Genomic DNA, 18804 nt, shown 5'->3' with positions numbered 1-18804 from the left:
TGAAAGAAATTGCTGCCATCAGTGTGCAAACAATAAACAAACAATTTGTGAAAATTCTACCCTTTTTCATGACCTTAATTTTTTATATGCTTAAAATTACCCTATACTCGAGAGATTATTTCCGGTTAAGACCCTCATCAAAACCTTTTCTCTCATCTTGATGTTGCAAATATAGAGACTAAAATGATATGTGTATCGTATAGTGAGATAATAAAAGTTAAAGCAATCAAAATAATCGCCGAAAATATCAAAACAAGTGGTGTGAATGTCTCAAATAGGTGGTGTAAGTGTCGTTTTAGCCCTCGAATCAGTTTCTGATATTACTGTATTTATATCTTATTTGATAGGAATAGCCTGCGTTTGTGATACGAATACACCCGCTTTTGCCCTGCCGGTTAGTAATAGTACTTATTTCTGTTCCGGTCAATCCCATTATTATGCTAAATATTACTGATAAGCTGGTTTGAATATCGGAAATCGTGCGAAAAAAATATGATAATCATTTCTTTTTACGCAAATAATCTTGCGTTGATGTTCGCAAAACGAAAATTTATTATCATCTTTGCATAGATGATTATACACAGTTATGAGGAGGGTTTACTGTTGGTTCTGAAATACTCGGGAGAAAATTATCTTAGAAATTAAAATATATATATCATTATGAATAATAGAACTTTGTTCAGGAAGTGGTCTGTCTTTCTTGCATGCTTTGCTTTTTGCGGTCAGCAGGCATTTGCAGCAGGAGGCTCCGCCAGCCCTTTGGAGATAACTGTTCTTGTAGTAGTCATTCTTTTGGCATTGTTGTTTGTCCTGGCGGCTTTTTATTTGAGAAAGATGTATGCCGGTTTTTCGAGCCAGTCCCAAAAGGCGGTAAAGGAAAAGGAGTTGCTTGCCCTGAACCAGATTGAGATTGAGCAAAAAAATAATGAGTTGGAAGCTGCTAAGAAGAAGTTGGAGGAGCAGAAGGAGGCTATCGAGTCCAAAGCGGCAGAACTCGAATCTGAGAGAAATGAACTGGAATCTCAATATAATGTATTGTCAACAGCGAATAAAGAGCTGGTTCAGAAACTTTCCACGCAGGAGACGATGATCTCTACGCTGAACAGCAATAAAAAAGACCTGGAGCAGTTGCTCGTCACCAAGATCAAGGAGAGTGATGCCATGCAGCGGGAGGTTGCCGACAGGCTTTCGGAAGCCGAGTCCCGTTTGAAGGATGCCGAAATGATCCACGATAACTTCTTTATCGAGACAATCCACGAAATGCGTACGCCTCTTTCACTGGTGCTCGGTTCATTGGCATTGGTGGTACAGAATAAGGATGAAGAAAAAGATATGTCCACCCAATTACTTTCGGCTTATCGTAATACACTTGCTTTGCAGGACCTTGCCGATCAGTTGATCGGAACCCGCAGGGCAAACGATGTCGCCAATTATCTGCGCATCGCCCGTTACGACCTGGTGGAAATATCCCGGCAGATATGCGACCTGTTTGTAGACTGGGTTGCGATGAATAATGTCGATTTCCAGGTCAATACCCAGACGGCTAAGTTATGGATCTGGCTCGACCGCCGTAAAATGGAATATGCTTTACGCACATTATTATCTAATGCATTTAAGAATACATTTGTTTATGGCAAAGTCACGCTGGATATTTCAGTCGTCAGGAAAGACGGGAAAGCGTATTGCTCTCTGTCCGTGCAGGATGAAGGACTGGATGAGAATGAAAGTGCTCGCCGCGGTTTGAAGCAGGTGCACGATATGGTGGATGACATCGGCGGATTTTATAGCAACGAAACGACTTCGTCGGGCACTGTCTATACATTATTAATACCGTTAGGCAAACAACACCTGATGGAACGCCGGGTGGAATTTGTAGAACCCGAAGCTGACCTGGTGAGATTGAACGACCGTCAGAAGGAAGAGATCGCCGAATTTATTCAGGTTGTCCCGCAGAAAAAGCTCACCGGCAAGAAAATCCTAGTCATCGACGACAGCGACCAGATCCGTTGGTTCCTGAAACATGTCTTTACTAAGGAATATGAGATTCTCGAAGCCCGTAATGGGGAGGAGGGAATACAAGTTGCCTTTGCCAACAATCCGGACCTGATCCTTTGCGACGTGATGATGCCTGTGAAAGACGGTTTTCAAACCTGCAAGGAGTTGAAGGCCGATCCGCGCACTTCACAGACACCGGTTGTCATGCTGACGGCGAAGGTGGAGAGCGAAGACATCATTGTCGGTCTCGAAGCCGGGGCGGACGATTATATCACCAAGCCGTTCGATGTGGAGATTCTTCGCAGCAAACTGAACAACCTGGTGAAACGCCGCGAACAATTGAAGCAATTCTTCACCAAGTCGCTGGCAGGAACAAGCGCACCGAATACGGATGAAAGCGATTCCGGCATACCGAGCAATCCGTTTATGGACCTGGTTGTTAAAAACATCGAGATGCATCTCGATGATTCGACCTTTGAGGCAAAGGTGCTCGCAGACTCATTAAACATGAGTCTGCCGACATTGTATCGTAAAATTAAGCAATTCTCTGATTGCAGTATCCTGGAACTGACCCGTACGATTCGTCTGAAAAAGGCCGCCGAATTAATCCAGACGCAGCAGTATTCGGTGCAGGAAGTCGCAGAAATGGTCGGTTTCAACGACACGGCCACCTTCCGCAAACGTTTCACGGAACAATATGGAACGACGCCTTCGCAATACGGGCAGCCGTAAGATCAGTATATAGTTATATTTACCTGAAAACCCGTTTTAAATGAGCACAAACTTCGTTTAAAACGGGTTTTTTCTCGTTTTAAACGAGATTTTTTGCATCATCGACCTTTAGAAGATGAATGTGTCGGTATTATTTTTTACCGTTTATAGCTTCCAACAAGAATTTGCCTGGTTTGAATTTTACGGTTGTTCTGGCCTTGATCCGTACCGGAGTGCCGGTCTTTGGATTACGTGCCATCCGGCTACTCTGCGGTCTGGGAATCAACGTTCCGAAGCCAATAAGGGCTATTTCTTCATTTTGGGACATTTTTTCAGTCACGATCTCCATATAGGATTCCAGGACTTTTTTTGCTTTTTGTTTGCTCAATCCGGACTTTTCAGCTAAAGCCTCAATGAGTTCTGCTCTGTTCATGGGTATTTATTTTAATGATTAATAATTCTGCAAAGCTAATGAAAACAAACTGTATAATAGAATGGTTCCGGCAAAAAATATAGATGTTTTTGACAAAATGATATTTAATGTGTCTTGTAGGTGGATTGTACGGAGTGTAGCACGATATTGATTGTTTGCAGGCGATTGTAATAAGGTTATGTGTATCCGATGTGCTCTGTATATCGCGTGATAAGCGTCATAATATTCCATGTTAGTTGTGATTCTTGTTATAATGCTCGTTTAGGTGTCTTTTTTGTATGAATTTTGATAGTTGACTGCGGGTGAATATTTCTGTGCTTCCGGAAGGAAAATATGTTCCATAACACGTAATATAGCGCTTGAAAAATTAAAAAAACGGGATTATTCGTCTGTGATTAACAAAAATTTGCTTTAAAACGAAATGAAATTTTGCTGCAGTCAAATTTTATTTCGTTTTAAACGGATTTGAAATTCGTTTTAAATGAACTTTTTTTTGTTTGCAGAGAGTTGAAAAGTTAGTTGTTATCGAATGTTGTGTTAATAAATGTGTATTTTGTTTTTCTAAAAGGGAGAGATATGGCAATTTGAATGTTACTGAATTTGCTATATCTTTATCATAAAGTTGGAAAATGCGCTTTTGTTGCTGCAAAATGCTATTAAAGTCGTTGGATAATACCGAACCTATCTGTATTTACATTGGCATATTCCTTCATTATTCTTATCTTTGTATTGGTACTTAAAAACGACGGAAATATGGAAACAATGCCGATCAGAAAACTCCCGGTAGGGATACAGGATTTTACAAAATTGCGTGAAGAAAATTTTTTGTATGTTGATAAAACGGCTTTGGTCTATCGAATGGCTGTTTCCGGAAATCCTATATTCCTGAGCCGCCCGCGCCGTTTTGGCAAAAGCCTGCTGCTTTCGACGCTCGAAGCTTATTTCCTCGGACGAAAAGAGGTCTTCAAGGGACTCGCTATCGAGCAGTTGGAAAAGGATTGGAAAGTATATCCGGTGCTTCATCTGAGTCTGAATGCCCAGTATTACGAGGATAAACGGAGTCTCGAACAAGTGTTTGAAGTTCATTTTATTGAATGGGAAAAGCAATACGGTAAAACAGATAAAGAAGTGGGCTATGCCGGACGTTTCATGCAAATCATTCGTCAAGCCTGTGAGAAAACAGGGGAGAAAGTGGTCGTCCTGATCGACGAATACGATAAACCGCTCTTGCGTACATTATTTAATGATGATCTACAAGACGTTTACCGTGAAATGCTGACCGGCTTCTATACCGTACTGAAAGATGCCGACCGCTATCTGCGTTTTGTGTTTATCACCGGTGTAACGAAGTTCTCACAGTTGGGAGTCTTCAGTAACCTGAACCAACTGATGGACATTAGCATGAATCCGGTTTATGCCAATATCTGCGGTTTGACCCGCCAGGAGATTGAACATACCTTTACTCCGGATGTAAAAGCGGTTGGCGAAATGAATGGTTTAACCTTTGAGCAAACGATGAATGAACTGACACGCAGATACGACGGTTATCGTTTTACGCAGATCAAGACAGAAGGACTATATAATCCGTTTAGTATTTTGAATGTGTTTAGCAGTCGTGTATTTCAGAGTTACTGGTTTGCCACCGGCACGCCTACTATGTTGGTCGATATACTGAAAAAGACAGATTATGACCTTCGGAAACTGGATGGCATAGAAGTACCTGCTGCTGCACTGACCGATTACCGGATGGATTTTCATAACCCGGTACCGATCATTTACCAGAGTGGGTATCTGACGATTAAGGAGTACGACTTCTTAAAGAACTTCTATGTACTCGGTTATCCGAATGCCGAGGTAGAATATGGATGGTTAAATTTCATTACCCCCTATTACACACCTATGTCGGAAGCGAATGCCCCGTTTTATATAGGAAAATTCTGGGATGAGTTGCGTGAAGGTGATGTCGACAGTTTTATGGAACGCCTTCGCGCCTTCTTTGCCGGTATGCCCTACGAGCTGAACGACAAGACGGAACGTCATTATCAGGTGATTTTCTATATTGTCTTTAAGCTATTGGGGCAATATGTCGATGTCGAAGTGCGCAGTGCCCGTGGTCGTGCCGATGCCGTCGTAAAAACAACAGATTATATCTATGTATTCGAATTCAAACTGAACGGTTCGGTAGACGAAGCCCTCCGTCAGATCGACGACAGAGGCTATCTGATCCCTTACGCAGCCGATGGCCGTCAGTTAGTCAAAGTAGGCGCCTCCTTTAACAAAGAAGATCGTAATATCGGTGAATGGAAAGTCGTTGACAGTTAACAGATGACAGTTGATAACTTCAGAAATGAAACAAAAAATCAGCAAAGCTTTCCGGAAAGGCGAAACTTTGCTGATTTATATAGTTATGGATTATAATTCGTTTATCTCTTCTATGGACAGACCGGTACATTGGGCTATCGTTTCGATGCAGATTCCCTGCTTTTTGAAATTGGTTGCAATCAGACGTTGTCCTTCGGCAAGACCTTCTGCTTTCCCTTCTGCAAGACCTTCCGCTTTCCCTTCGATCCAGCCGGTTTTGATCACGCTGCGTTGATAACGCAGTGCTTCCATATCTGCATAATATTGTCGCCGGTCTTTCTCATTTAACTGGTCTATGCGCAGGCGTTCGCGAGCTTCCTGTAAGCCATAAGCCGTGCTGTTCTGGTCGATCTCGCCTGTTTTCAGGAAAGCGATCCATTCATCGAGCGGGGTTTTGGCCTGCTGGTTGAAACCGTCCACGCGTAATACGTAATATTCAGGAAAGATATCACCGGCTTCGTGGCGGACAAACTGCTCTTTCTGCCGGACAGAGAGTTGAAGAACGTCATTGTAATGGATACCTTTAAAGGTTGTTTTTCCATGATAGACATAATCTTTTCCCTGGCCTAACTCAAAATAAACGATGTTGATCGAATATACTTTACGGATAATACCATATTCCTGTCCTTCGTTGATATAATCGGTGATAGTTTTGGGTGCTCCGTATAACATACGATGATAATAATAGAGTTCACGGTTGTTATGTAATTCAATGATAATAAGTTCACCTTTACTGTCTTTTGCCAATATATTTACCGGGTTGAACTTATTATCGATACTTTCCTTATTGTTTTCGCTTTCCAGCATTTTTACAATACGTATCTCTTGCCCCAGTAAAGTGGACAAAAAACCTTCCAGCACAACAAAATTCGACTTAATACGCAAAATGCGCTTGACGGCCCAATCAAAATGAACCAATGCAGAATGATTTTTCATAGTTACTCTTATTTATATGTTACTTGGGCAAAGATAAGTGATTATCTCATGCCTGGGTCCTCTTTCTCATTTAAAATCAATTTATTTCCGCGGCTGCTCAAAAAATCTCCTTCTTCCACCCTCAAAAGAGATTTTTACCCCTTTTTTGAGAGTCTTGCAGTTGTCTCTAAATGCTTCAAAAGACCCGTTGAAAAACATTTAGAGTTTTACCGCTGATTATTGAGACGGACACCTATTTCGATTTTTTTAGGACCACCATACCTTTGCATTGTCATCAGGAAACAAATTATCGTATAGGGTAAAAATGATAATCCTCTTATGGCTAAAGCTAGTATTTATTAAACGTATTATATAACTTCTAAATTTTAAAAAATATGAAACTAAGAAATTTATTATTCGGTACAATGATCGCTTGTGCGTTCGTTGCTTGTTCAAACGATGACGATCCTACACCGGAACCAACACCAGAAGTTGGAACAGGAACTTTGATTGCTGGTCTAGATTCAAAAGCTCTGACAAAAGCAAATTCTTCTGAAATAACCTCATTGATTGTCGCTCTTTATAGGGCTGATGGTTCTTTTGTTCAGTCTGCAACTTTAGCAGATAATCAACCGACTGAAATAGAGGCGGATAATGATGTTAAATTTACAGGACTTCCTGTCGACGTAGAGTATACAATTGTAGCTTTTGCCAATATGCCTACAACTTTTAATGCAGCACAAAGTTTATCAACAGTTGTTGCGACACCTATACAACTGCCTTCTGGTGCTTATTCTACAGGTGGATATCCAATGAGTAGTCAAGGAATTGATAAAGTAACCTTAAAGGCAAATACAACAACTTTTTATGGATATACCCAAGCTGAATTTGATGCGGCTACTACTGAGGGAACTAAAGAATTGGTAGCAGCAAATAGTCCTGTGAAATTATATAGGAATGTAGCAAAAGTAAATTTGAATAAGGTAACATTAAATGTACCCACCAATGAAAAATTCACATCTGGAAAAGCTGAGGTTACACTTGATGCTGCTATTATTTTAAATGCTGCGAATACATCTTTGGCTGCAGATGTTAAAGGTGCATATTCAACTAATAATTGGGGATCTGTTCAGAATTTGACGGGTAATGCTTTTGATGCAGGTACTTGGTTTAAAAAGGACGGAACAACTGCTTTTGCAGTAAAACCGGATTATATAACTTCAGAGAGTGCTGTAACTTATACTGAAGCTAATTATATAGCAACATTGACAAATACTTTAAATCAAGCAGCATTGGGTACAGGTGTAAATACAGGCAATGACCAATTAGCATCTTTCTATGTATTTGAAAATCATGGAGAAGCAAGTACCTCTAAAACAATATTGACTTTGCGTGGAACATACAAATTTGATGCTATAACTACTAATGGTGCTCCATATGCTGAAGCTAGAACTGAAGCTTATTGGCCTTTGCAAGTAGGTATAACAGGTCTTACAGATGGTGTAAAAGACGGTGTTCATAGAAATGTTCAATATGATATAACTATAACTATTACAGGTAATGGTAATTTAGATCCGACAACACCGGATGTAGAAAGTAATATGTTTGTAAAGACAGAAGTTGTTGAGTGGGGACATATTTCTCAGGATGTTCCAATTGAATAATTAAAAAAAATAGGAATTTAAGTAAAAGGGAATGTTTCAACATCCCCTTTCTTATTTAAATTGGATTAAGATGGGTTTATCGGTAATCCTCGCACAATATAGGGAAAAGTATCAGTTTTAGTAAATTGATACTTTTGTCTATTAATATAGATACTTGCACCTATCTGAGAAACAAGGCTTCTTGGCTACTTTTGTAATGTGAAAATAAATGAAGCAAATGGGGTAAATAAAAAAAATATATATCTATGAATTTCAAAAACTATTTTCTTCTCGGATTATTATTGTGCGGAATATCTGCCTGTTCGTCAGACGATTCTGCAGGGCCTGAGGAGCCGGTTCTTCAGAAAGCAAAATTCGCTGTATCCGTAAAAAATGATCAGGTAGCTAAGCGTACAAAAGCAGGAAATACTGATTATGATAAAACAGTTAATAAACTGACAGTCGGAATATTTGGCGATTCTTGGAGTACGATTTATACACAAACACCGACAACATCCGTAGATGGTCAGTTTAGTCAGATAGGTCCTCAGGAGGTTTATGCTGGTGATGTTCAGGTGGTAGTTGTAGCTAATGCGAGTACCAAAGTTGAGGCTGCTTTAAAGAGCGCTAAAACGATGGAAGAATTTATTGCAACTCCGATAACATTGAGCGATGAGTATTCGGAAAACGGCCTGACGATGAGTAGCCAGGTTTTTGACGATATTAAAATTATTGCTGATAAGACCAATTATTTTGGATATGCAGAGAGTAAAGGTGATTTGCCATCTGTAGATGGGCAGACTGATGGCGTTGAAATAAAAGGAGATGGAGCTGTTAAATTAGTTCGTAATGTAGCTTCTGTATCTTTAAAATCAATTAATTTATCATCTGAAGGGAATTATAATAGTAAGTCTTTCCTTTTAAAAGAAGTTTTCGTTGCTAATGTGAAAGGCCTGTCACAAGCTGCTTCAAGGGAAGAATGGGGTAAGATAGAAACTCCGTTTACAATAACCGCTGATAATGATTATTTAAAATATTGGGTAGGTGAAATGTTTGAGGGAACGATGGATATGGGGACATATAAATATGGAACTCAGACTGAATCTGAAAATTTGAAAAAAGAAGAAACAGAGAATTGTTTACTAACCGACAGTTGGAACAAAATCCCGGCATCCATTGATTATCCTTTTTACGTATATGAGAATGTTAATGGAGAAACAAACAGCACAGGTAAAAATTATACTCTGTTTGTCGTAAGAGGTGATTATACTTATACAAGTAAGGGTGGAGGAGATATAACAGATAAAGACCGATTTTATGCTGTTATCGTTAATAATCCGGCAGATATGAATGCGAGCAATTACGAAGGCGTTGGAAAGCATAATTATGTGAAACGTAATTGTAAATATGAAATAAACTTGACCATTTTAGGTCCGGGTTCTGAAGTCCCTTATGATCCGATGATTTCTACTAACCTGAGTACTGCCGTTAAGGTAGAACCTTGGAATGTAAAGAATGTCCATGAGGAAGTTGAATAAGCTAATATTTGTAATAGGGTAAATAAAATAAACTATATCAAGTAAAATTAATTGTTATGAAACGCAATGCTATTATAAGACAACTTTTATTTCCGGCGCTCTGTCTGTTGGGAGTATTGGCTACCAGTTGTATCAAGGATGATTTGGACGAATGTTATAAACTTCGGTTAAAGGCAGAGAATATAAAGGGGGAAGATGTTACCGGATTGGGATATGTGTCGGCTGCATCACTCTATATCTTTGATGAGAATTTGAACTATCTTGAAACTCGTGTTCTGGATAAGGATTTTATTATTTCGCATGATGAGATCGTGCTTGATAACTATCCTGCTTCCCAAAAGCTGAATATCGTGGCTTGGGGTAATGTGAATGTGTTGGGAGATAAGCAGGAAGTATCCGAAAGTAAACGAATCGAAGATCTGAAAGTGATGTTGAAAAGCCAGAATAGCCTGGCCGTATTGCCGGATAGTTTGTATTTTGGAATCCAACAGGTACAAACAAAAGCGAGTGGGGGAATTACTGAGAATAAGGAGATTGTAGTCCATCCGAAAGTCGGCTCTGTAACGATTGAAACTATAAACCTGAAATACGGTTTGAGAAGTAAAGGTATATCATCGGTTAATGAATGTGACTTTTATCTGAACCGGACATTGAGTGGCTTCGATTACCAGGGAGAACAGATAGGTGATAGTGTCTATTATAATCCAGCCAGTGTTCCCAATGATAAAAATACAGGTGAGTGGAAAACTCCGAATCTGCAAACCGCTTGTCCGGGTGACGGTCTGGGAGTGTCTCTTGATATCAACGGTATTAATCTGGGTAGTGCTACGCATGACCAGGATAATAAACCGATTGCCACTAAAGCCGGTGAAAATACTCATATCGTACTTGAATTTGCAGAAGATGGAACTTTATCAGCCCGTGTACAGGTACGTCCTTGGGGAGAAGTAAACGATCATATTGAATTTTAACAGGACAGATCATGAAAATAAAACAACTAAAATCTCTTTTGTTGACGGGTGCTTGCTTATTGGCTTGTCTGGCTTGTTCAAAAGACGATGATTCTAAAATCGATACAACGGCCGATGCTAAATTGACTGTTACTATCAAAGCAGCCAGCGTGAAAACAAAGGCTTACAATCCGGACGATAAGAATGAATTGCAAGGTGAAGCTAACATAAACAATTTGGCAGTAATTGTGTTTAGTGCTGACGGTTCAGAGGTGTACGGTTCAAGATGGGAGCCGGTGCAAACCGAATATACAGCAACTTTGGCAGATGTACCTGCTAAATCGAATAATGCGCGTATCGTGATTGTTGCCAATATACCGAAAAATATAGTCGACGGCATAACCTCTTACGCAGATTTCCAATCGGTGTTGGTTGACCTGGCATCTCAATCACAGATAAGTCTGGCTATGAGTAGCCGGGTGATCGATACGGAAAAGCCGCTGATTGCAGGTGACAACTATCTAGGATATACTTCTATGGGGGATGACAATATCAACGGAATATCTTCTCCGATCTATTTAACTCGTGTCGCTTCCCGAATTGATTTGGTCACAGTAGATACTAAGTTTGCCGGAACTAAACTTGAAGGAAATTCAGTAAGACTAGAACAGGTATCAGTTATTAACCGTAAAACTCAGGCGCATTATTTTAGTGAAGCCGAATGGGGAGTGGTAGAAGTGGATGGAAACCTGGATAATTCTCCGGTTGTTTCCCTGAATTCTACGATAAACGATGCCAATTCATTGACAGGAACAAGCTATGTTACTTATGTAATGGAAAATTCAGATGCAACAACCCCGACTAGTATTCAGATCCGGGCCAGCCTGGTGAATGCTTCCGGTAACGTTGCACAGACTAAGACATTTATTTCGCCTATTAACCTGAATGGTGTAAATCAGGGATATGGTCATAACCTGATCAAACGTAACTATGTTTACCGTGTATGGATTACCTTCGGTGAAAACAGCTTCGACCCGGAAACAACTTTGAATGTCCGTGTAGAGGTGGTTGACTGGGGAAATGTCTATCAGGATGTAGTGATCGATTAGCAATATACCAACGAATAAATAAAAAATTAAAGATATGAAACTCAAACATTTATTTTTAACCGCATTAGTTGTCGGTTCATTGGCTTCCTGCTCGAAAGATGATGACGGTCCAAATGAACCGGTCTACCAAAAAATAGATACTTATTTGACGATTTCAGCAACATCAAATAATGGTATAGTTATGAAATCCGTTGTAGATGAAGGTCCTGATGAAGATGGTAAACAATTATTAGAGAATGAGGCCTTTATTAATAAATTGACAGCATATGTGTTTTATAATGAAGGAGAAAAAAAGTTAGCTGCAAAAGAAACGGCTTGGGCTAAGAATAATAAATCAGTAGATCGTATTGAAGACGTGATTGTGAAGGTTGATGCAACTGAGGCCGGAGCAATTTCTAAAACATCATTGATCGTTGTTTTATTAGCAAATGTAGATTTAGCGGAAGAACCAGCGTCTTATTCAGATCTGGAAAAGGGAATAATATCTGGTATTGATAAATATAGCGTTGAAGGTTTGGCCAGTACAGGCACTACACTAAGTTATTTACCTATGAGTAGTAAAGTTATAGAGATTGAAGCAAATACATTGGCTGCAGGAACTGCTTATGATAACTGGATAACTTTGGATAATGGTAAAACTAAAGTTATAAATACTACACAGAGGGATAAAAATACAGACGCTTTGCCTATTTTGATACCAAATAATGGTTCAGTAAAAGATGTTACTTCTAATAATGATTTAACAGTTTCAAAAATAGGTGAGAATGCAAAAATAACTTTAACTCGTTATGTGGCTCGCGTCCAGTTAGAGGGTTTAGACTGTAATTTTGCAGGTAATTATGAGAATGCAACTTTTACTGTAAAAACAGTTTCAATTGCAAATGCAAGTAATAGTTCTAAATTATTCGGAGAAGGTAATTTTGCTCTGCAAAATGTATTAGGTAAAACTGATGTTACCGGAGTATATAATCAGGCAGATGCTTTCTTTCGTGGATATCCGGAAACTATTGATCGTGTAGACTATTATTTAGCGGCAGGGACACGAAAAGATGTGTTGAAGAAAGAATATGAAAATGGTCCTGTTATAAAGAATGGTACTTCTGTATTATTTAAAGGGGTAGAGAATGCAGAGGAAGGTGCACCCGAAATGGCTAGATTTTATGTTTTTGAATTTCAAAAATTTGCTATAGGTCAGGATTCAAAAGCAGAAGAAGGGGATAAATTAGGTGCAAATGATACAAAAGATATTTATACTACATTGATTATTACCGGTGAATGGGAGAATGGTGCAATAAAAGGTATTCGTAATTTCAGAATTCCTATTAAATCGACTGATGGGGCTGAGGGAGAAGGTGTAATGCGTAATAATGTATATAAAGTTTCAGCAACTTTGACTGGCGAAGGTACTGACAACCCGGATAAGAATATGTTGAATGCTTGTATTAGCTTTAGCGTTCAGGTCAAGCCCTGGAAAGTGATCAAACAAACGGAAACGGATATAAATTAATTGGCCTGCATTCATAAAATAACGGAGAGGTCACTTCAACATTCGTTGAAGTGACCTCTCCGTTATTTTTCCTATGTATAAGTTTCACTTCTGATGGGTGCGCCTCTCAAAATGAGAATTTATTGTTTTATTGATATATATACCCTTCAAATGGATAATAATCAGTTCTTTTATGGGCATTTCTATCGTTCCGCAAAGGCACTTCTATCAATCTTATCGGTTGCGATTTTTACCACTTAATCTTGAAAGTTTCGCCTATCGCCACTCTTTATAAATCGCCATACATTTGCATCGTAAGACAAACGAAAATGATTTTAGAAACGATTTATAAGTGTAGGGTCATGAAAATTATAAATACATTATCAGTTTTATTTTTCCTGTTGGTAGCGGTAGCTTGTTCTTCGGAAGGCGATACGATCATGAATGATATAGATAAAGAAGTAGAAGCGTCTTCTGAAGCAGTTGCTTTTTTTGACATAGCGTTGGCAAACGATGGAATTCAGACACGCTCTTCTGAAAAGTTGGAAGATCAAGATCCTAATGCTAATGAGTACAGTTTAAATAATTGTTTTATTGCTGTGTTTAATAATGATACAAAGGCTTTTATAACTTCTTATTTATATCAAAAAGATGAATTGGGAAGCTGTAATACTGAAAATGGAAACTTTCAATATAGTTTATCTAAGCGAATATCAGTGAAAGTAAATAATACAACTCCAAAACTTTTATTTGTTGCTATTGCTCAGACGAATGATGCATCGGGAGAATATGAAGTTTATTCTACTCGTAAAGATTTATTGTCATGTACAAATTATAATGACTTACAAGATATCATCATCCGTGAAAATCCTGCAGTTATGGTAAAATGTGGAGAAGTAGTTTTGGATAATTATAGGGCCGTTGAATCTTTGAAACATCAAAATCATGAGTCATGTAATCAAGTGACTATACCTTTATTTCAGCGTTCTGCAGCTATTCAGTTGGAAAGTTTTAAGGTCTTGGATGCGAATAATAAAAATTTAGATGCTACCATCACTTCTTTACAGTTGAAGAATATGAAGATGTTTGCAAAAGTGAAGGGCGAAGTAAATAGGTTGTCCAGTGAGTTAGCTTCTATATATGACGGAGTATATTTTGAAGATTATTCAGGGCAAGTATATAGCACAGATCAGTTTCCGGAAGGTTGGATGAATAGGGCTTGTTTTTATACATATGAGAATACAAATTCTGACAGGCCAACGACTTTCATTATCAATTATTCTGTTGGAACAGAAACAGGACATTTTGAGGTTGCTATAGAAAGTCCGAATGGAACAAAGGAAATTCTAGCCGGGAATTTTTATAAGTTGGATGTAACAATTAAAAATGCAGTGGCAACTGCTACGATTAAATGTTCTACAAATGACTGGGAAGAAGGTGGTGTAATTGAAGTTCCGGTACAAAAGTAAAAGATTAATAGGGTAAGAAATAAAATATATTTATCATGAAACTAAAAAATATATTTCTGGTATTTGTTTTAGGAGCTATTTGGGGATTTTCCTCTTGTAGTTCGGAGGAGATAATTGATACTCCGCAAAATGGAGAGGCTACTCTGTCGATTTCTTTGTCTGTGAATGATATCGAAACAAAGGCTGGTGAACAAATTGCTACATCTGAGGAACTTCAGATTAGCAATTGTCATATTGTCGTATTTGATAATGAGTCAGGTGTTACAAATGGCAAATTTATAACCTCTTTTGATTTTTCGGATGGCGACGGTTTGACAGGAGACAACAACAATTATACTTGTACTTCTCAACAAATTCGAACTTTCGGATTAAAAAGAAATGTTAAGTTTCTGGCAATAGCCAATATAGATAAAAATGTAAATCAATTAGAAGATGTGGCAGGCAAGTCATATTCTGAATATCTTAATGCAGTTGTGACATCTTCGTCTTTTAATTCAACAAGTTTGGTGAAAGTTGGAGAGAAAGATTATCTAATAGAAAAGGATAAATCTTATACTGTTGAAATTAAATTGACGCAGTTGACTGCACGGTTTGATTTCGAAGGAATTACGATGGGGGGAGGGAACAGTGCTTCTAAAGCAGCATCTTCAAACGAAAGTTATAGGTACGAATTCTTAACTAAGACAGAATTGGATGAACATCAGAGTCTAAAAAATGCAATGTCTAATGTCTTCTATTATGGCGGCGGTTCTTGGAGCGGAAACAGTTTTCAAGCTGAGTACGGTAGTCAAAGAGTGATTGGTATTAAAATTACAAAAACAACATCTCAACCATCAGGTACTCAATTTAGCGATACTAAAGTGTGGGGAATAAATAAGAAATCTATAATAGGTGCTTATAAAGGTGGAAGTAATGATGCATCTGAATCTCCAGTTGAAGGTGTTACTTTTGGCGAAAGGTTTTATACATATAAAAATGTGTCAGATGAATTTAAAGTGACTGTTGTGAAGTCAAGTAATCAGTCCGTTTTTTACGGTTATATATATCAATCTGATTATTATGGGTACGGGTGGTCTCCGAGCTTGAATAATTTGTCTTCTGAATCAGATGTTTACAATGAGAAAAATCAAAAAATTACAATAAAAAATATAAGCTGGGGAAACAATGGCAGTCAAGGTGAAACTTTTACTTTGGATTTGTCAAAGGTTGATTTTGAAAATGGAAAAAGGTATACAATTAAAGGTACATACAATCCAACCGTAAGTGCTGAAATTGATTGGGTTGTTCAGGATTGGAGTTCAAAAGAGAATATTAATATAGGGTTTAATTAATTCATAAAGTGTTGATTCTATGAAACGATATATAAATTCATTGGCAGTTTTATTGTTGGCATGTTTTATCGGTACTTCTTGTACGGATGAGGATGCGGTAAATGGAAAATCAAAATATGAAAGTGGGATACCTGTTTCTCTGTCTCTGTCATTTAAACCGGATGTCCCGGATGTTGTTACCAAGGCGGGAGAGAATATGGATGATTATAAGGATGATGTATATGATATTACCATATTTGCCTTTGCAGAAAATGGTAAAGTGAATGGAATACAAACTTATCAAAATGAAAACGGAGAAAAATTAGGTACTAAATCGGGAACAGTAACAAATTTTTCAACACTTTCCGGGGTGAATTATATATATGCCGTAGCGAACGCACAGACATACTATTATCAGGGACTGATTGACCAGTTGAAGGGTTGTAAGGATCGTAGTGACTTTTTAACTCAGGTCGCAACTCTCCAACAAAAGAGTATTGATTTAGTGGACGGTCGTTTTTTGATGAGTGGGGTATTTGGACCTAAAAACATAGGGACGGAAACAGTGGATTTGGAAGCATCGAAAGTGGATATTGCTCCCGAAGTGACGAAGTTGTCTGGTGAAATTAAATTATCGCGAGTAGCTTCCTCTATCACATTTAATATCAAGGTGGGAGAAAATAGTGATTGCACAGCATTTACTCCTAAGTCGTGGAAAGTGGTCGATGTTCCGGCTGTTTCCTATTTATTTGATCAGGGACACGATTACATAGGAAAAGCAGGAGAAGAAGGAAAATATTATTTTGATTCTGATTCCGCATTGTTTAATCAGAATCAGACCTCAATCACATTTTATATGACTGAGAACCGAAAGAATGCAGCAAAAGTGGATTCTTATTTGGACAGAATGAAGGAGCGCCCGGAACGTGCCACTTATTTACAGTTGACTGGTGTTTATTCGGGAAAAGCGAATAAGTATGATGAGAATAATAAAAAAGTTACGGATGATAAAGTTACATCGGAAGCGTATGTTACTTATTATATTCCATTAGGAAGTGCAACAAATCTTACTAGTGTAACAAATTTAGGTAATTATGAAACGAAGAGAAATACCCAATATATTTATAATGTTTTTGTAAATGGTGTGAAGGATATTGTTGTAGAAGTGATTGAAGGAAAGGAAACTTCTGTTGCAGGAGGTGATGTGATTTATAGGTCGGATGATGGAGCTTCTTATAAATTATTGGATGCTCATTATGAAGCGAGAGTATTAACCTTTAAACTTAGTGATATCACTAATAAAGTAAAACTTATTTATGGGGTAAAAACGCCTTATACAAATGGATATCAATATGATAAAGATGCTAAAGATATCGATTGGGTAAAATTTCTTGTGCATACGGATGGAAAAGAAAGCATAAAAGATTATCCGGGGGATAATTCTAAGGAGTTTTTGACCGTAGAAGAGTTAATGAACAAAATGATAGAAGCTAAGAGTGCTGGTAAAGAACAAACATTGTTTAATGTATCTAAAGGTGAAGATAAATTACTATATGTGACAGCATTCATAGACGAGTATTATTATGAAAATAAAGATTGGAAAACATTTGTTAATAAACCCAACCGGGAAATGTTACTACTTTGCACGACTAAAAATGGTTTTGATAGTTCAGTAACAGATGCGACCTTTGTTTTATCTCAGCGTTCTATACAAACTTATTATACTTTAGATGAAAAAGCTGGTAATATTATTGCTGTTGGTTTGGAATGGGCGAATGAGACACCGATACGAAATAATGCCGAAGGAATAGGGGCTACTTCTTCTAAAAATCAAAATGGACGTGCAAATATGTTGTCTAATTTAAGTGGTAAGTCTTGGTCTAATGTTCCTACTATGACAAAAGATTATTTGGTTTCTAATACAGACGATAATGATCATTTTACAAATGGAGGAATAACACTTGGAATGGCTAACTTGAGTCCATTTACAGCCTGTATGTCTAGAAACCGGAGTTCGGATGGTAAAAATAAGATAGATGAATCAGATGTTAAATGGTTTCTTCCCTCAATTGAACAATATCAATATATGGTATTGGGTCAATCTGGTTATGATCAGGGTGCTTATTTATATCCTTCTGGTCGTGATAAGTCTAAAGAGGAGAATAGACTACATTTTTATTCAAGTAGTGTAAATACTGATGGTAGAAATATTTTATGGGCTGAAGAGGGAATGTCTACTAGTACTAATGATGAATATCCAAAAGATCCTTCTAATTATTGGCAAAGGCGTCATTCTATTCGTTGTATTAGGTATTTGGGTAAACTGGAAGGTAGTGAAACTTCTATTGTAAAAAAAGATACTTATCGTGAAAACAATGTGTCTTATGATGTTGTAAGAACTACATATTTGAATAATAATTCAATTAGAGGATCAAAAAATTCTTCATCATTAACAAAACACAATGAATTGGAAGAAAATAACAAACCTTATGAGGCTTTTGCAATAGCGAAAGGTGATATTGAGTATAACAACTCCTGCCCTAGAGGATGGCGCATACCTAATCAGAGGGAAATGTCTTTGATGTATTCTCTATATGGTATTGGTGCTAATGACGCGAGTAAAAGATATATTACAAGTACCGAGTTTTCAGGATTTCCAAGTCGTATGTTTATATTATCCAAGGGCGGTATGGGAGTAGGGTATATTTCAGATATACCTCATGGTATGAGGAATTACATTCGTTGTGTCCGTGATGTCGATTAATTACCCTTTTCTAACAAAAAGCGCTTGAAAGTACCTGTATAATTTCGTATACTTCCATAGAATTTTGAGTTGGTGCCTCCATCTTATCTTTGTATCATAATCAAGAAACAAAGATAGGAT

The 18804-nt window shown here is 37.9% G+C and carries 12 protein-coding genes; 10 read left to right on the top strand and 2 right to left on the bottom strand.

All coding sequences use genetic code 11. From position 1 onward, the window contains the following. Positions 1-660: 660 nt before the first annotated feature. Positions 661-2727 (top strand): response regulator, encoded by a 2067-nt coding sequence (locus tag HMPREF1535_RS05175; protein ID WP_046145488.1) that lies wholly within the window; start codon positions 661-663, stop codon positions 2725-2727. Positions 2728-2857: 130 nt separating this feature from the next. Here the strand turns inward: HMPREF1535_RS05175 and HMPREF1535_RS05170 are convergent, their stop codons facing one another. After that, the gene (locus HMPREF1535_RS05170) at positions 2858-3139 is read right to left on the bottom strand and encodes an HU family DNA-binding protein (RefSeq protein WP_010801728.1); all 282 of its coding nucleotides are present in this window, start codon (positions 3137-3139) and stop codon (positions 2858-2860) included. A 753-nt stretch (positions 3140-3892) separates the two neighbouring features. Between HMPREF1535_RS05170 and HMPREF1535_RS05165 the strand changes: the two genes are divergently transcribed. Beyond that, positions 3893-5461, top strand: a complete 1569-nt coding sequence (locus HMPREF1535_RS05165) for an ATP-binding protein (RefSeq protein WP_046145487.1) — start codon at positions 3893-3895, stop codon at positions 5459-5461. Positions 5462-5551: 90 nt separating this feature from the next. Here HMPREF1535_RS05165 and HMPREF1535_RS05160 read toward each other — a convergent pair whose 3' ends face one another. After that, positions 5552-6436 (bottom strand): Rpn family recombination-promoting nuclease/putative transposase, encoded by an 885-nt coding sequence (locus tag HMPREF1535_RS05160; protein WP_046145486.1) that lies wholly within the window; start codon positions 6434-6436, stop codon positions 5552-5554. A gap of 374 nt (positions 6437-6810) precedes the next feature. Here HMPREF1535_RS05160 and HMPREF1535_RS05155 point away from each other — a divergent pair, with 374 nt between their 5' ends. The 8 genes from HMPREF1535_RS05155 (at position 6811) to HMPREF1535_RS05120 (ending at position 18684) form a co-directional block, all read left to right on the top strand. After that, positions 6811-8079 (top strand): fimbrial protein, encoded by a 1269-nt coding sequence (locus tag HMPREF1535_RS05155; protein ID WP_082150468.1) that lies wholly within the window; start codon positions 6811-6813, stop codon positions 8077-8079. A 245-nt stretch (positions 8080-8324) separates the two neighbouring features. Beyond that, entirely contained in the window at positions 8325-9596 is a 1272-nt protein-coding gene (locus HMPREF1535_RS05150) for a fimbrial protein (protein ID WP_046145484.1), read from the top strand. A 56-nt stretch (positions 9597-9652) separates the two neighbouring features. Then, on the top strand, positions 9653-10567 hold the full coding sequence (locus HMPREF1535_RS05145; RefSeq protein ID WP_046145483.1) for a FimB/Mfa2 family fimbrial subunit: 915 nt from the start codon (positions 9653-9655) through the stop codon (positions 10565-10567). Positions 10568-10578: 11 nt separating this feature from the next. Next, positions 10579-11655 carry a fimbrial protein gene (locus tag HMPREF1535_RS05140; RefSeq protein WP_046145482.1) on the top strand — a complete coding sequence of 359 codons (1077 nt, stop codon included), beginning with the start codon at positions 10579-10581 and terminating at the stop codon, positions 11653-11655. A 34-nt stretch (positions 11656-11689) separates the two neighbouring features. Further along, complete coding sequence (locus HMPREF1535_RS05135; protein ID WP_046145481.1) at positions 11690-13162, top strand: fimbrial protein; 1473 nt, start codon at positions 11690-11692, stop codon at positions 13160-13162. Between the two features lie 341 nt (positions 13163-13503). Beyond that, positions 13504-14610 carry a hypothetical protein gene (locus tag HMPREF1535_RS05130; protein WP_046145480.1) on the top strand — a complete coding sequence of 369 codons (1107 nt, stop codon included), beginning with the start codon at positions 13504-13506 and terminating at the stop codon, positions 14608-14610. 35 nt (positions 14611-14645) lie between these two features. Continuing rightward, positions 14646-15941 (top strand): hypothetical protein, encoded by a 1296-nt coding sequence (locus HMPREF1535_RS05125; RefSeq protein WP_046145479.1) that lies wholly within the window; start codon positions 14646-14648, stop codon positions 15939-15941. A 19-nt stretch (positions 15942-15960) separates the two neighbouring features. Then, positions 15961-18684 (top strand): DUF4906 domain-containing protein, encoded by a 2724-nt coding sequence (locus HMPREF1535_RS05120; RefSeq protein ID WP_046145478.1) that lies wholly within the window; start codon positions 15961-15963, stop codon positions 18682-18684. Positions 18685-18804 lie beyond the last annotated feature (120 nt).

The organism is Parabacteroides goldsteinii DSM 19448 = WAL 12034 (assembly GCF_000969835.1).
Taxonomy (GTDB): domain Bacteria; phylum Bacteroidota; class Bacteroidia; order Bacteroidales; family Tannerellaceae; genus Parabacteroides; species Parabacteroides goldsteinii.
The sequence above is the reverse complement of the archived record's forward strand: the minus strand, read 5'-3'. Positions and strand labels throughout refer to the sequence as shown.

Bases quoted from the DNA above. Each gene is read 5' to 3' on its own strand.
- HMPREF1535_RS05170 (WP_010801728.1), bottom strand. From the start codon at position 3,139: ATGAACAGAGCAGAACTCATTGAGGCTTTAGCTGAAAAGTCCGGATTG.
- HMPREF1535_RS05140 (WP_046145482.1), top strand. From the start codon at position 10,579: ATGAAAATAAAACAACTAAAATCTCTTTTGTTGACGGGTGCTTGCTTA.
- HMPREF1535_RS05145 (WP_046145483.1), top strand. From the start codon at position 9,653: ATGAAACGCAATGCTATTATAAGACAACTTTTATTTCCGGCGCTCTGT.
- HMPREF1535_RS05165 (WP_046145487.1), top strand. From the start codon at position 3,893: ATGGAAACAATGCCGATCAGAAAACTCCCGGTAGGGATACAGGATTTT.
- HMPREF1535_RS05135 (WP_046145481.1), top strand. From the start codon at position 11,690: ATGAAACTCAAACATTTATTTTTAACCGCATTAGTTGTCGGTTCATTG.
- HMPREF1535_RS05155 (WP_082150468.1), top strand. From the start codon at position 6,811: ATGAAACTAAGAAATTTATTATTCGGTACAATGATCGCTTGTGCGTTC.
- HMPREF1535_RS05125 (WP_046145479.1), top strand. From the start codon at position 14,646: ATGAAACTAAAAAATATATTTCTGGTATTTGTTTTAGGAGCTATTTGG.
- HMPREF1535_RS05160 (WP_046145486.1), bottom strand. From the start codon at position 6,436: ATGAAAAATCATTCTGCATTGGTTCATTTTGATTGGGCCGTCAAGCGC.
- HMPREF1535_RS05120 (WP_046145478.1), top strand. From the start codon at position 15,961: ATGAAACGATATATAAATTCATTGGCAGTTTTATTGTTGGCATGTTTT.
- HMPREF1535_RS05130 (WP_046145480.1), top strand. From the start codon at position 13,504: ATGAAAATTATAAATACATTATCAGTTTTATTTTTCCTGTTGGTAGCG.
- HMPREF1535_RS05150 (WP_046145484.1), top strand. From the start codon at position 8,325: ATGAATTTCAAAAACTATTTTCTTCTCGGATTATTATTGTGCGGAATA.
- HMPREF1535_RS05175 (WP_046145488.1), top strand. From the start codon at position 661: ATGAATAATAGAACTTTGTTCAGGAAGTGGTCTGTCTTTCTTGCATGC.